6 protein-coding genes are annotated in these 15,993 nt (G+C 38.3%); 3 read left to right on the top strand and 3 right to left on the bottom strand.

The window, feature by feature from the left end; translation table 11 throughout:
- Positions 1 to 138: 138 nt before the first annotated feature.
- The 3 genes from IRZ99_RS07225 to IRZ99_RS07235 form a co-directional block, all read right to left on the bottom strand.
- Complete coding sequence (locus IRZ99_RS07225; RefSeq protein WP_194656624.1) at positions 139 to 567, bottom strand: response regulator; 429 nt, start codon at positions 565 to 567, stop codon at positions 139 to 141.
- Positions 568 to 581: 14 nt separating this feature from the next.
- The gene (locus tag IRZ99_RS07230) at positions 582 to 1,868 is read right to left on the bottom strand and encodes a HAMP domain-containing sensor histidine kinase (RefSeq protein ID WP_194656625.1); all 1,287 of its coding nucleotides are present in this window, start codon (positions 1,866 to 1,868) and stop codon (positions 582 to 584) included.
- 318 nt (positions 1,869 to 2,186) lie between these two features.
- Positions 2,187 to 4,331: an alpha-N-acetylglucosaminidase gene (locus IRZ99_RS07235; protein WP_194656626.1), complete on the bottom strand. Its 2,145-nt coding sequence runs from the start codon at positions 4,329 to 4,331 to the stop codon at positions 2,187 to 2,189.
- A gap of 365 nt (positions 4,332 to 4,696) precedes the next feature.
- Between IRZ99_RS07235 and IRZ99_RS07240 the strand changes: the two genes are divergently transcribed.
- From IRZ99_RS07240 to IRZ99_RS07250, 3 genes are read left to right on the top strand one after another with little or no spacing between them, the layout of a single operon-like run.
- Complete coding sequence (locus IRZ99_RS07240; protein WP_194656627.1) at positions 4,697 to 5,278, top strand: phage tail protein; 582 nt, start codon at positions 4,697 to 4,699, stop codon at positions 5,276 to 5,278.
- Positions 5,279 to 5,332: 54 nt separating this feature from the next.
- On the top strand, positions 5,333 to 6,469 hold the full coding sequence (locus tag IRZ99_RS07245; protein ID WP_194656628.1) for an ABC transporter substrate-binding protein: 1,137 nt from the start codon (positions 5,333 to 5,335) through the stop codon (positions 6,467 to 6,469).
- A gap of 15 nt (positions 6,470 to 6,484) precedes the next feature.
- Positions 6,485 to 15,949: a T9SS type A sorting domain-containing protein gene (locus IRZ99_RS07250; protein ID WP_194656629.1), complete on the top strand. Its 9,465-nt coding sequence runs from the start codon at positions 6,485 to 6,487 to the stop codon at positions 15,947 to 15,949.
- The last annotated feature ends 44 nt before the right edge of the window (positions 15,950 to 15,993 follow it).

The following is a 15,993-nucleotide window of genomic DNA, read 5'->3' on the forward strand; positions in this document are numbered from 1 at the left end:
ATAATATCCAGAATCTTTAAAATAGTTGTTCTTCCAAATTTATCAATACTATTTAAGAGGAACCAGTTCAAATATCCCAAATCAAAAAAACCTCCAAAAAGCAAATATTTTTGGAGGTTTGAAAATTATCTTACACTATTATTTTTTTAAAGAAAACTCATACTCAATAAGTCTGAATTTTTCCTGATCAAGCGGTTTATTTAAAAAACGAAATATGGCAGGATCATTTTCTGCCCGTTTAAAATCATCAGGATGTAATGATGTTGTGATCATTAGAATAATGCAGTTACTTTTTATTGTTTCTGAGAGATTAGCATATTCTTCCAGAAATTCATAACCGTTCATGCCAGGCATATTGATATCTAAGAAAATCAACTGCGGAAGCAAATCAGGAGTAGCTTCTAGTGATCTAATATAAACGAGAGCTTCAAGAGCAGATTCCTGTAAAATGATTTCTTCTGCAAAATGGTATTTTTCAGCCATTCGTTTTGCAATATAACGGTCTGTTGGATTGTCGTCTATTACCAGAATTTTTTTGAAAGATGATTGAGTAGTTTCTTGATTCATTTAAAAATGATTGGTTATTTATTTGGTAATTTAATTAAGAAAGTCGTTCCGACGCCTGTCTGCGATTGAACTTTTATTTCTCCATTGAGTTTATTTACTGCTTCTTTAACAATGTACAATCCTAGTCCTGAACCCACTGATTCGTGAGATACGCGGTAAAACATGTCAAATATTTTTGAATGTACTTCTTCAGAAACACCGATCCCATTGTCTTCAATAGTAATTCTTGTTTCAGTTTGAGATGTTTCTATTTTAATACGAACAAAAGGATTTGAAACCTTCGTATTTTGGTAACGAATCGCGTTTGAAATAAGATTTCCTAAAATGGTAATTAGTCGATTTTTATCCGAGTAAATAGAAGTTTCACCTGAGATTTCAATGATAAATTCAATCGGTCTGTTATTATCTCCTATAAACTTTAAATTTTCGGTAATATCACTAAGAAGTTTTGTGAAATTAATTTGCTCCATATTCACTTCCATGCGGGAATTTCGCGAGTAATCAAGTATGTCACAAATAAAACCATCCAGTTTTTTGGCGCTTCTGTTCAACATTTTAAGATGCTCCCGTGTTATCTCTTCAGCAGTATCATCTTTGGCTATTTCAATCAAACCAAGCATCGAATTCAGTGGAGCGCGCAAATCATGAGAAGTACTATAAACAAAACGATCAAGTTCATAGTTGGCTGTTTTTAATGCCTGATTTTCTATTTCCCCTTTATTAAAAATTAAGTCTATGTGTGCTTCACTATATTTTTTAAACTGATAGGCCCATAAACCACAAATTGAAAATATAACACCAGCCAATATCATATGAATGACAAAAGTCTGCAAGGGCATATAATCTAACTGAGAGAAATAAACTTCGTCAACACCTCTGTACTGAAAATAACCAAATAATCCATGATGAATTGCTACAACCAACATCAGTGGTATCTGGAGTTTCCAGTTCTGATACGTAATAAGTATTGCACTGGCAATAAATGCCATAAAATGCATTTCAAACATTCCATGCATTTGGTAAATAAACTGCGCCATATAAATCCCCAGTACAACACTGAGAACATATTGATATAAATTTGATTTAGGCAATGCTATTTTTGTGGAATAATAAGCTATAAGTAATAGTCCTCCCACTCCTACTGCAATTTGCCAGGTGTCATAATAGAATGCAAGAAGCAATCCGACGACAAAGAAACTGAAAAGAAAATAATTAATTAAGTGATCTGATTTTTGCTTTATTATAAAAAGAAAATCCTGAATATGCAGGGATTCTTCCAGGTCTTTAATGTCTTGTTTCATTTTAATTATTGCAATTTGGGATCTTACCAAATTATATAAAAAAATGACAACAACAAACTATAATTGAATATATCACACAATTATTCGTAATTTTTCCTGAATTAAACAACAGTTCTAAAAATATTAAGAAGTGTTTAATAAACACCTCCTCTTTCAGCAATAAGGTTATTGTATTCTTAAAAAATTATCATAAAATTAAAAACAGGAATCCCTTGTTTATTTTACATTACATAAGTTTAAAAAAAAATAACATAAAAAAAATTACCTATTGTTATCTTTTATGGTCAGTGAATACATTAAACAAAAAAAATACAACTTCTAGTTTAAGATAGCATTAATCAAAGAGTTTTGTTCTTCGTTTGTCAATACGTGAGGCACAAACAAATCTTTTTCTGTTGTCCATTTTCTTTCCATTTCGAAGTAATTAGAGGGAGTTATTGTTTGACTTTTGAGATGTCCTAATTGTTCTTTTTCAAACAGCTTCCATCGGTCCAAATACAAAGATCCTAAAATCCCACCCCATTCTTTAAAAGCATAATCGTGCAGATTTGTAGTAGGATCATAGGGGCCCCAAATCGTAATTTGTTCTTTTGCATTGCGCAATGCCAACTCTTTATCTTGTGGTGTAGTTCCAAAATCAGTTGCTTGTTTTAGCCAGGTATGGAGTGAAAAGTGCGGGTTACAATTTAATAAATCATTCTGCTGAACAATCATCTTTTGAAACTGTTTTGAAGCGGTTTCAAAAGCAACAGCATCTTTCTTATTAATAGCATCAATCATGTTTTGATAGATTATGTCGCCCTTATTTGCATTAACCTGTCTTACTAAATCAATTTTATCGACCTGGTAAGTTTCGCTTTCCTCAAATTCTTTTGAAGCGGCTACAAAAAGTTTAACGGCATCAGCGAATTTTGCTACATCGTAGTTTCTTTTTCTCGTTCCCCATGAAGATATACTTTGTACATTTACACCAGGTCTCGCACAAAAAATGGATTCTGAACCACCTTCCTGATTAATTGAGGGACTACTATATATGGTTTCAAGAAATCCTTGCCAGGCAGCTAGAATTGTATCATTACTTTTTCCGTAGCGATATTTAACATAATTTTTGATCCATTCTTTAGTATCGACTTTCTCTTTATGCCAACCCAATTCTAACATAAAATCAATAGCCACTGAGTTATTGTGAATTCCCTCAGGAATAATCCCAATACCGCTTAAAAAAGTATTATAAGAACCTGTTTTTGCACGATATACCTCATCTGCAAATCGTTGCATTTTACCGTATAAACTTACTTTGTCTCCAAAATTACTCACATTACACCAAATAAATGGAGTTCCATCATAAGCTTTACGCGTTTCCCAATTCGCAGTATTTTCACCAAACAATTCAATAATTAAAGTTTTTGATTTATCTAAGCCGGCTAGTAACTTCGTTGAGGGATTCTCCTGCCATCCCTGAAGTATCCATGTACTGGAAGGAAAAGAAAGCTGCATTTGTTTTTGAATTTCCCTAGCGCAAACTGTAAGATCAGCGCCTTTTGAATTTCCTCCTTCATGAAAAGGATCACCTCCAAAAAAATGAAGATCACTGCCGTATAATTTTTTCATTTCTGAGTAATAAATACCGGAGATTTTCTCAAAGTAAGGATCTGTAGGTAGTAAAAAATCAGGTCTGGTAAAACCGCCTGCCCACTTTCCCTGATCGATGATGTTTACTTTTTCTTTATTTTTTAATGATGTCGGCACCATTCCATAAAACCCTTGCATTACTGGCTGAATGTCGAGCTCCTTCATACGCTTTAAAATCTTTTTTTCTAATAAAGCCTGTTGATCAATCATATTTTGAGAAACCGGTCCACCCCAGCCTTCCATATTGCCCATAAGCCACCATGCGCTAAATGCCGGGCCCGGAATAAAATCAAAAATTTCTTTTTGAGTAAAACCAAGGCGCGCCATCGTATTTTGCCAAACGGCTTCGACCCCTACAGGAGCCAACATTAAATTCACACCATTTAAGGCCATCCAGTCCAATTCGCGTTCCCAGTCTTTCCAGGTATAAAAGCTCATCGTATAATTGATCGTGCAATAATTTAAGGCATAGCGAAAACGATACGGAGAAACAATTCTAATTTTTTTATCAACTATCGGTATCTTTTTTAGAGGTTCCATATTATCTCCCATATGAGAGATATTGCGATAACAGTAATATTTTAAATACCAATTTAAAGCAGCTGAAGCCGAATTTGCATCAGTTGCAGCAATATATATAAGCCCATTTTTTGAAGATAATTCAAATACATCTTTTCCTTCTTCTTTTGGTATCTGTGAAAAATTTAATTTACCGACAAGCCATGGAATGCGCCTGTCTGCTAATTCTTTTACTGTCTTGAAAGATTGTGCTTTTAAAGAAAAACCAAATACGATGCAGATAAGTACTAGTACTAATTTTTTAACTTTCATTTATTGTAAACTATTTATTCTAAATTATTATGCAATTCTTATCTAAAGACATATTCTGATACTTACATCAGGATCTTTTCGATAAAATTAAAGATTTTAATTCTTTTGGGAAGCCTTCAGTTATAACTACTTAATGTTGTAAGACAAAGAAATTTAAAATCTTTAACACAACCATCAAAATGCCCTATTTAAAAGTAACAAATAGTAGTAAAGTTGTTATTTAACAGAGTTAAAGGCTATTTAACTAAAAAGCGATGAAAAAACAGGTATAAGTACCTATTCCTACAATTTTGATATAACCTAATTTTGTATTGTATTGAATTACTGACATATACACTAACATTAACCAATTAAACAAAAACACCATGAACGAGACTTATTTAGGAACAATTCTAGCTTTTGGATTTAGCTTCACACCAAGAGGATTTCAACCATGCTTAGGACAACTTATGTCAATATCACAAAACAGTGCGCTCTTCTCCCTACTTGGAACAACCTTTGGCGGAGATGGGCAAAGCACATTTGGTTTACCTGATTTAAGAGGGAGAACTCTTATAGGACAAGGACAAGGAATTGGATTAAGTACCATTGTTCCAGGAGAAATGAGTGGGACCGAAAACACCTCATTACTAATAACCAACATGCCTGCTCATACACATGCTCTTGTGCCGGGTCAGGCTACTATTACTACAGTTCTAAATGCAATAAGTGGCACTACAATCACCAATGATCCTGATAGTGGCAATAATTCGTTTGGAGCCAGTGGTAATACTCCAAATATCTATAGTGAACCCGGAGGAACATCTAATGGTGTTGGAGGCATAACTTCGGCAATTGGCGGCACAACTGGTATTGCCGGAGGCAGTCAACCATTTAGCATACGAAATCCTTATCTAGGTATAAATTACTGTATCGCTGTATCTGGAATTTTCCCGAGTAGAAATTAATAAAATTAAAATAAAACAGAGGTCATTAAACCTCTGTTTTATTAATCTCTTTTTATGGAAAACACTACTAAAATAGGAATTCTAATTCCAAAATCACAACAATACCCTACGTTAGACAAAGATTTTATGAGAGGATTAAAACTTAATAATCTTAATGTAAAGTTTTTTGTGGAAAGTATTGGTATTGGCGCTGATGAAAAAATGATAATTGATAAAATACAAAAATTAAATTTTCAAGAAGATGTATTTATTATCATAGGCTTTTTTGGGCATTATAATATGTCTGAAGTTTATAACTATACCTCAAAAAACGATATTCTATTGCTTGCGGCAGATACCGGGGCAGCAATACCTTATGAAACAGCTGCTTATAAGGGGGTTTACATAAATTCTTTTGGATTAACTGAGTCCTGTTATCATTTAGGAACTTATTTAACTGCAAAAAACTATCAAAAAGTCGTAACCTCAACTTCATTTTATGATTCAGGTTATGATATGCTGGCGGCAATTGAATATGCTTTTAAAGAAAAACCTATTTTTTCAGGCCATTACATAACTCCTTTTGTGCCCAGAGAAGATGAATCGGAATGCATGGGAAAGTTTATTAACTCGTATGAACCTGATGCTGTCTTTGCTTTCTACAGTGGTTTGTATGCAGGAGAAAACGCTGATTTTGTGAGCCAAAATAAAATTACTAAAAAGTATCCGTTTTATGTCACTCCGTTTTTTATTAATGATAAAATTCTCGAGGACTATAAAAATGAGCCTCACGATCTTTATGTAGTAAGTTCATGGATGCAAAATGATAGCGATAACACCAACTTTACGGACGACTATAAAAATAGATATTCAGAGGATCCAACTATCTTTTCTATTTTGGGCTTTGAAAACGGACTTATATTAGAGAACCTTCTACTTAAAACAGAAAATAATCTCAGCATAAGTTCTTTAATTGACCAAATTGGTAAATTGAAAATTGCAGGACCCAGAGGGAATATTGAATTTGATAAAGACACAAACAGAACATTATTTAATCATTATATGTATGAACTAAATATTGATTCTTCTAACGATATATGCTTTAATAAAATTGAAACATTTGTAAATGACGGACATTTTATTAAAGTTTTTGCTTCGGCCAAAAAGCCTGAAATAGTAGGCGGTTGGCACAATGCCTATTTATGTCATTAAACTAAACTAAATGTTATGAAAAGAAAATTACTCACATTTATCATCTTTTTGTGTACCTTCTTTGTACAACAAAATCTTAAAGCCCAGACTACTTTAGCACCTGGTGATATAGCCTTTATTGGTTATCAAACCGGAACCACAACTGATGGTTTCTCTTTTATTACTCTTAAAGATATGAGTATGGGAACAATGGTGTATTTTACTGAAAACGGATGGGGTGATGGAACCTGGGTTCCGCTTACTCCCGAAACACACTTATTGTGGACTGTACCTGCCTTCACACCCGCTGGTACTATAATTTCCATTGTTGAAGCAGCCACAGCTGATACTTTCACAGTAACAGGAACAACAACAGCTTCAATTACAATTGCAACTGGCTCAGGTTTTAATCTTTTAGGCGGGGATCAAATATTAGCTTATCAATCTCTGACAGGGCCAGAACCTGCAACTACTCCTACCTTTATTGCAGGTATACATGGAGATTACAACTCTTCAAAGTATGATCCGATAACAACATGGAATACAGTAGACAGCGCAGCTTCAGGTGGAGGATCTGAAAGTTCTTTACCACCAGGTTTAACCAATGGTGTAAATTGTATTTCATTATTTCCCGGGGTGATGGAACAAGCTAACAGTAAATACATAGGTACCTTAACAGGTAGTGTTGCTGAATTATTGGCTAAAATTAATAACCCCTCAGCTTCATATTGGTCACATAGTACCGGAGCTGCTGATTTAGGAATAACTCCTGTAGGTTATCCTGCACCTGCAGTATCCACTGTGGTAGTTGCAACAGTTACAACTGCTACAGCAACAAGTGTTAAAGCTGTTTCAGCCGTAATGGGCGGTAACCTAAGTGCAACTGGCGGTGACGCAACAGTGCAAAGAGGAATCGTCTGGGCTACAACAGCAGCTCCAACCATTTCTAATAATAAAGTTCAAAATGGAACTGGAATAGGTACATTTAGTGCTACTATTACAGGACTTCCTTCGGCAACGCTTATTCATTACAGAGCTTACAGTACTAACAGTGCCGGTACCAGTTACGGTACAGAACTAACATTGACTACTGGTGCAGGTTTAAGTACCTCATCGACTCCACAAGTTGACATACTTTGTAATGGCGGTAATACTGGTTCAGCCACTGTTAATGTAACTGGTGGAACACCAACTTATACCTATTCATGGTTCCCATCCGGAGGTACTGGTTCATCTGCAAGTTCTCTTACTGCCGGAACCTATACAGTAACTATTACTGATACTGAAGCATCACAAATTACCAGAAATTTTACAATATCAGAACCAGCAGTAATTGTTGGAACACCTTCAACAACTGCAGAAACTTGTTTTGGATTAAATAATGGTACTGCAACTATTACTCCATCGGGAGGTGTTGGATCATATACTTACCTATGGTCTAACGGAGCTACGACTGCTACTGCTTCGGGGCTTGCACCCGGAACTTATAGTGTTACTGTTACAGATGGTAATGCTTGTTCAAAAACTATTCCCGGTATTAGTGTTGGAGGGCCTACAGCCGCTCTGACAGCAACAACTTCTACAACACCGGTTTCTTGTTTTCTAGGTGGTAATGGTACTGCATCTGTTTCTGCATTTGGAGGAACAGGAGTGAGAACCTATCTATGGTCTAACGGAGCTACAACTGCTACTACAACAGGACTTGCAGCCGGAACTTATAGTGTCACAGTCAAAGATGCAAATTTATGTTCTGTAACTATACCCGGAATCGTTGTAGGAGGACCTACAGCCGCTGTTAGCGGAACTTATGTTACTACACCGGTTACTTGTTTTGGAGCAAATAATGGTAGTGCTACAGTTACTGCATCAGGAGGTGTTCCAGGATATACTTACTCATGGTCTCCATCTGGAGGTACCGGAGCAACGGCCTCTAATCTTGGATCTGGAACTTATAGCGTTACTATCACAGATAATAATGGCTGCCCAACTACTGTTACTGGAATTGTTGTAGGTGGACCAACAGGAACTCTTAATGGAAGTATAACTACTACCTCAGTTACTTGTTTTGGAGGTGCTAATGGTACTGCTACTGTTGCTGCATTTGGAGGTACTCCAAATTATACCTACTTATGGTCAAACGGAGCTACTACCGCAACAGCTTCTGGACTTGTCACTGGAACTTATAGTGTTACAGTTACTGATGCTAATGCATGTAGCCGAACTATAAGTAATATCTTTGTAGGAACAAGAACAGCTATAAATCCTACTCCAACACAAGTAAATGTAAGTTGTAATGGAGGTAATAATGGTTCTGCAACAGTTACTCCTACCGGAGGAGGAGGGTCGGGAACCTATACTTATCTTTGGAGTAATGGTGCAACTTCAGCCACAGCATCAAATTTATTGGCAGGAAATTATTCTGTAACTATTACTAATTCTTTATCTTGCTCGGTAACACAAGCTTTTACTATTACTGAACCACCTCTATTAGTAGCTTCTCAAGATACATTTACTAATCCGAGTTGCAATACTGGAACAAACGGATCTGCAACTGTTGCAGTTTCGGGAGGAACTTTACCTTATACTTATTCATGGTCACCATCTGGAGGAACTGCAGCTACTGCTTCAGGTCTTGAAGACGGTACATATATTGTTACAGTTACAGATGCAAAAGGCTGTACTGCAACACAATCATTTACTCTTGTAGAACCAGCTGCAATAGTAGTCACATCTACGCAAAATAATATATTATGCCATGGAGATGCAGTTGGCAGTGCTAGTGTAACTGCCACAGGAGGAACAGGTGCTTATAACTATTCATGGTCACCAACTGGAGGAACAGCCGCTACGGCTTCAGGGTTAACTGCAGGAACCTATACGGTTACTGTTACAGATGCTAATAGCTGTCAGGGTACAGAAACAATTACTATTACAGAACCCTTTAATGCATTAAGTACTGCGCAAGGAACTGTTACTAATGTAAACTGTTTTGGAGAAGCAACCGGATCAGCTACTGTAATTGCTGCAGGAGGAACTGGTTCTTACTCTTACTCTTGGTCACCGTCTGGTGGTACAGGAGCTACAGCTTCAGCATTGACTGCCGGAAGTTATATTGTAACTGTTACAGACGATAATGGCTGTACGGCTACAGAAAATTTCAATATCTCCGGACCAGGAGCAGCCCTTTCGGCATCAACTGCATCAACTGCGGTTAGCTGTTTTAATGGAACAAATGGAACGGCTGGTGTAACAGTATTTGGGGGAACTCCAAGTTATACGTATTCATGGTCACCTTCAGGAGGAACCGGAGCTAGTGCTTCAGGACTTTCTGCTGGAGATTATACAGTAACTATTACAGATTCAAAAGGTTGTACATTAGCAAAAACGATTAATGTAGGTACTCCTACTGAAATATCCGGAACAATATCAAAAGTAGACGTTTCATGTAACGGAGGTTCTAACGGATCTGCAACCGTAACTGCTTCTGGTGGAACTGCCGGATACTCCTATTTATGGGCACCTACCGGCGGGAATGCTAGTACTGCATCAGGACTTACAGCAGGAAATTATACTGTGACTATTCAAGATGCGAATACTTGTACATTAGTAGTACCTGTTACTATAGATGAACCAACTGTTTTAACTACTACGATTTCTCATACTGACGTCTTATGTAATGGCGGATCAACAGGAACTGCAACAGTCATTGCAACTGGAGGAACTGGTACATACTCCTATGTATGGTCACCTACTGGCGGAACTGCTGCTACAGCAACAGGACTTGCTACAGGAAACTATTCTTGCACTATTACTGATGGTAACGGTTGTTTCAAAACTGAATCAGTTACTATTGGTGCGCCTACAATCTTAACTGCTACAACAAGCCAAATAAATTCTACTTGTATAGTCGGTGGGCAAGCAACTGTAACTCCAAGCGGCGGAGCAGGTTCTTACACTTATTTATGGTCACCATCTGGTCAAACAACAGCGACAGCAACCGGATTAAGTGCTGGAAGCCACTTTTGTTTAATTACAGACGCAAATGGATGTACTCTTACTAAAAACTTCGTTATCACCACCACAAATACCTTAGTTGCCGCTACATCACAAACTGATGTCTTATGTAATGGGGCTAATACAGGTATGGCTTCAGTTGTCCCATCAGGAGCTCCAGGACCTTTTTCTTATGTATGGGCTCCATCAGGTGGAACTGCCGATACAGCAAGTAATCTTACTGCGGGTAATTATAGTGTAACAATAACTTCTGCTAACGGTTGTTCAATAGTAAAAAACTTTACAATTACAGAACCAGTGGCTTTAGTTGTTACTCCATCTCAAATCGATTTGTTATGTAATGGTGCGACCACAGGACAAGCTTCTGTAAGCGTAACTGGAGGAACCGGTGCTTATACTTATGCATGGTCTCCATCAGGAGGAACTGCTGCAACTGCAACAGGACTTACTGCAGGAACTTATACAGTAACTATTACAGATGCTAACTTATGTCAGGCTACACAATCGTTTACAATTATAGAACCTAATGCTATTACTGCTACAATAGCTCCAACAAACGTGAGCTGCAACGCAGGAACTACAGGAGCTGCAACCGTAACTGCAACTGGAGGGACCGGTACCTATACGTACTCATGGGCACCATCTGGAGGAACTGCTGCAACAGCAACAGGACTTACGGCAGGAACTTATACCGTAACAGTTACAGATGCTAATAGCTGTACTACAACTCAAAGTGTTACTCTAACAGAACCGGCTCAATTAGTAGCTTCTGTGGGAAGTCAAACGGATGTTACCTGCAACGGACTTAACAATGGATCTGCGACTGTAAATGTAACAGGTGGAACTGGCACTTATACTTATGCCTGGGCTCCATCAGGTGGAACGGCTCCAACAGCAACAGGACTTAGCCCGGGAACTTATACAGTAACCGTAACAGATGCAAACAGTTGTACGGCAACGCAAAGTTTTACAATTACAGAACCAACTCTTTTAAGTGCTTCTATCACAGGTCAAACGGACATTACTTGCAATGGAGGAACGACAGGAGCTACAACAGTAACCGCAACTGGAGGAACTGGAACTTATACTTACGCCTGGGCTCCATCAGGTGGAACTGCCGCTACAGCAACAGGACTTAGTGCAGGAACTTATACTGTAACCGTTACTGATGCCAATAGCTGTACTACAACTCAAAGCGTAACAATCACAGAACCTGATGCTCTTACTGCTACAATAGCCCCAATAAACGTGAGCTGTAACGGAGGTACTACAGGAGCTGCAACCGTAACTGCAACTGGAGGGACCGGTACCTATACGTACTTATGGGCACCTTCTGGAGGAACTGCTGCAACCGCAACAGGACTTACGGCAGGAACTTATACTGTAAATGTTACAGATGCCAATAGTTGTACGACAACTCAAACCGTTACTCTAACGGAACCATCTCAATTAGTCGCTTCAGTGGGAGGTCAAACGGATGTTACCTGCAACGGACTTAACAATGGATCTGCAACTGTAAACGTAACTGGTGGAACTGGCACTTATACTTATGCCTGGACTCCATCAGGTGGAATTACCGATACAGCGACAGGACTAAGTCCCGGAACTTATACAGTAACCGTAACAGATGCAAACAGTTGTACGGCAACGCAAAGTTTTACAATTACAGAACCAACTCTATTAACTGCTTCTATTACTGCGCAAACAAATGTTACTTGTAATGGTCAAGCCAATGGAGCTGCAACAGTAACCGCAACTGGAGGAACTGGTACATTTACATATTCATGGGCTCCATCAGGTGGAAATGCTGCAACAGCAACAGCACTTAGCGGAGGAACTTATACCGTAACCATTACTGATACCAATAATTGTACTACAACCCAAAGCGTTACAATCACAGAACCTAATGTACTTACTGCTACAATAATGCCTACAAATGTGAGCTGTCACGGAGGAACCACAGGAGCTGCAACAGTAAATGCAACTGGAGGAAGTGGCACCTATACCTACTTATGGGCACCTTCTGGAGGAACTGCTGCAACAGCAACAGGACTTACTGCGGGTACTTATACAGTAACTGTTACAGATGCCAATAGTTGTACAACAACTCAAACCGTTACTATAACGGAACCATCTCAATTAGTCGCTTCTGTGGGAGGTCAAACGGATGTTACCTGCAACGGACTTAACAATGGGTCTGCAACTGTAAACGTAACTGGCGGAACTGGCACTTATACTTATGCCTGGACTCCATCAGGTGGAACGGCTCCAACAGCAACAGGACTAAGTCCCGGAACTTATACAGTAACCGTAACAGATACAAACAGCTGTACTGCAACGCAAAGTTTTACAATTACAGAACCAGCTCTATTAACTGCTTCTATTACTGCGCAAACAAATGTTACTTGTAATGGTCAAGCCGATGGATCTGCAACAGTAACTCCAACTGGAGGAACTGGAACATATACATATTTATGGGCTCCATCAGGTGGAAATGCTGCAACAGCAACAGCACTTAGCGGAGGAACTTATACCGTAACCATTACTGATACCAATAATTGTACTGCAACCCAAAGCGTTACAATCACAGAACCTAATGTACTTACTGCTACAATAATGCCAACAAATGTGAGCTGTCACGGAGGAACCACAGGAGCTGCAACAGTAAATGCAACTGGAGGAAGTGGCACCTATACCTACTTATGGGCACCTTCTGGAGGAACTGCTGCAACAGCAACAGGACTTACTGCGGGTACTTATACAGTAACTGTTACAGATGCCAATAGTTGTACAACAACTCAAACCGTTACTATAACGGAACCATCTCAATTAGTCGCTTCTGTGGGAGGTCAAACGGATGTTACCTGCAACGGACTTAACAATGGGTCTGCAACTGTAAACGTAACTGGCGGAACTGGCACTTATACTTATGCCTGGACTCCATCAGGTGGAACGGCTCCAACAGCAACAGGACTAAGTCCCGGAACTTATACAGTAACCGTAACAGATACAAACAGCTGTACTGCAACGCAAAGTTTTACAATTACAGAACCAGCTCTATTAACTGCTTCTATTACTGCGCAAACAAATGTTACTTGTAATGGTCAAGCCGATGGATCTGCAACAGTAACTCCAACTGGAGGAACTGGAACATATACATATTTATGGGCTCCATCAGGTGGAAATGCTGCAACAGCAACAGCACTTAGCGGAGGAACTTATACCGTAACCATTACTGATACCAATAATTGTACTGCAACCCAAAGCGTTACAATCACAGAACCTAATGTACTTACTGCTACAATAATGCCAACAAATGTGAGCTGTCACGGAGGAACCACAGGAGCTGCAACAGTAAATGCAACTGGAGGAAGTGGCACCTATACCTACTTATGGGCACCTTCTGGAGGAACTGCTGCAACAGCAACAGGACTTACTGCCGGAACTTATACAGTAAATGTTACAGATGCCAATAGTTGTACGACAACTCAAACCGTTACTCTAACGGAACCATCTCAATTAGTCGCTTCAGTGGGAGGTCAAACTGATGTTACCTGCAACGGACTTAACAATGGGTCTGCAGCTGTAAACGTAACTGGTGGAACCGGAACTTATACTTATGCCTGGGCTCCATCAGGTGGAACGGCTCCAACAGCAACAGGACTTAGCCCGGGAACTTATACAGTAACCGTAACAGATGCAAACAGCTGTACTGCAACGCAAAGTTTTACAATTACGGAACCAAGTGTATTAGCTTCGAATATTGCATCGCAAACTAATGTTTCTTGTAGTGGATTAAGTAATGGAGCGGCCATTATTAATATTACTGGTGGTGTTACTCCTTATACCTATTTGTGGTCTAATAGTAGTACAACAAAAGATATTAGTGGCGTAGCTGCTGGTACTTATACACTAACAATTACTGACGCTAATAATTGTTCTGCTACACAATCTGTAACAATACTTACAGTTCCAGATGTAACTTCGCCAGTTCCTACTGTCGCAAATCTTCCGGAAATCACTGGTTATTGCTCTGTTTTATCATCTCAAATCCCAATTCCAACAGCAACAGACAATTGTGCCGGAACTATTAATGGAACAACATCCAGTCCTCTGAATTATACAACTGACGGAAGCTATGTTATTACATGGCGTTTTGATGATGGTAGTGGAAATATTTCGACACAAAATCAAACAGTTAAAGTTATAAGCTCTCCTATCAATCTGGTAACTTTCAGTAATGCAGAGTATACCTTTGATGCCAATACCCATACAATACAGGTGGCCAATCTTCCTGCGGGAGCAAGCGTAGTTTATTCTACCTTTCCAACAACAGGGACAAATAATGGGGCGACAAACGCCGGTGTCTATGCGGTTACAGCAACAATATCTCCATCAGCTGCTGCACCAAATTGCTCACCAGTAATTTTAACTGCCAATCTTACAATTAAAAAAGCAGCGCAACAAATTACATTCGGAGCTTTACTGCCAAGAATTCTTGGAGCTAATAACGACTTTAATTTACAGGCTCTTTCTAATTCAGGTTTACCAATACGTTTTTCATTTACTTACACTTCTACCTTACCACCAGCAAATGTTTCTGCAAGTGGTGTAGTAAATATGTTAAGATCGGGAGAATTGCTAATTACGGCTCATCAGGATGGAAATGAAAATTACCTTCCTGCAGCAGATGTTTCGCAACTTTTGGTAATCAAAAACAATGATATAACGGTTCAAAGTATTACCATTGGAAGTAAAGTCTACAATAATCCTTCAAAAGATATTACTTATCTAATGTCATGTGGAGAGAATAATCCTAATATTGCAATTGTAAATCAAACAAACGCTACTATTACACCGGGAGCTAATTTCTCTATTGCAACTCCTAAACCAGGGATTTACACAAAAAATGTAACGATTACCTCGCAAGACGGAACTGCAACGGCCACCTACAACATCAAAGTAGAAAAACCATTTGCTTTTTACGACATTGTAAAACAGAAGTTTAACAACATACTTCTTGTGAACAATAATCCGCTAACAAATGGTGGCTATGTATTTGTTTCTTTTCAATGGTTTAAAAATGGTCAACTGGTAGGAACCGGTCCTTATTATTCAGCTGGAAATGACCCAAACTCTACATTAGATCCTTTGGCTATATATAGTGTAAAAATGGCTACTCTAGATGGAAAAGTGCTGCAAACATGCGACGCTAATATTGTATTGCAAAATTCTTTACAAGCCAAACTTTATCCTAATCCAATTGAAGTTGGAAAAGTTATTACTGTTGAAGCTGATTTTCCTCAGGAAGAGTTACAAAATATGCAAATAACATTTTACTCGGTATCTGGCAAACTGGTCAAAACTGTTAAGTCATCTAGTGTGATAACTGAAATACAATTACCTGAAACAGCAGGAAGCAATATGTATCTTGTTGTTCTTGAAACTGGTAACATAACAAAATCATTCAAAGTAATTGTAAAATAAATAATCTGCCAGTACTAAATGAAAATAGTACTGGCATAATTTAA

The sequence above is a fragment of the Flavobacterium sp. LC2016-12 genome (assembly GCF_015351595.1).
Taxonomy (GTDB): domain Bacteria; phylum Bacteroidota; class Bacteroidia; order Flavobacteriales; family Flavobacteriaceae; genus Flavobacterium.

Excerpts from the sequence above, each read along its gene's own strand:
- IRZ99_RS07235 (WP_194656626.1), bottom strand. The coding sequence starts at position 4,331 with ATGAAAGTTAAAAAATTAGTACTAGTACTTATCTGCATCGTATTTGGT.
- IRZ99_RS07245 (WP_194656628.1), top strand. The coding sequence starts at position 5,333 with ATGGAAAACACTACTAAAATAGGAATTCTAATTCCAAAATCACAACAA.
- IRZ99_RS07230 (WP_194656625.1), bottom strand. The coding sequence starts at position 1,868 with ATGAAACAAGACATTAAAGACCTGGAAGAATCCCTGCATATTCAGGAT.
- IRZ99_RS07250 (WP_194656629.1), top strand. The coding sequence starts at position 6,485 with ATGAAAAGAAAATTACTCACATTTATCATCTTTTTGTGTACCTTCTTT.
- IRZ99_RS07240 (WP_194656627.1), top strand. The coding sequence starts at position 4,697 with ATGAACGAGACTTATTTAGGAACAATTCTAGCTTTTGGATTTAGCTTC.
- IRZ99_RS07225 (WP_194656624.1), bottom strand. The coding sequence starts at position 567 with ATGAATCAAGAAACTACTCAATCATCTTTCAAAAAAATTCTGGTAATA.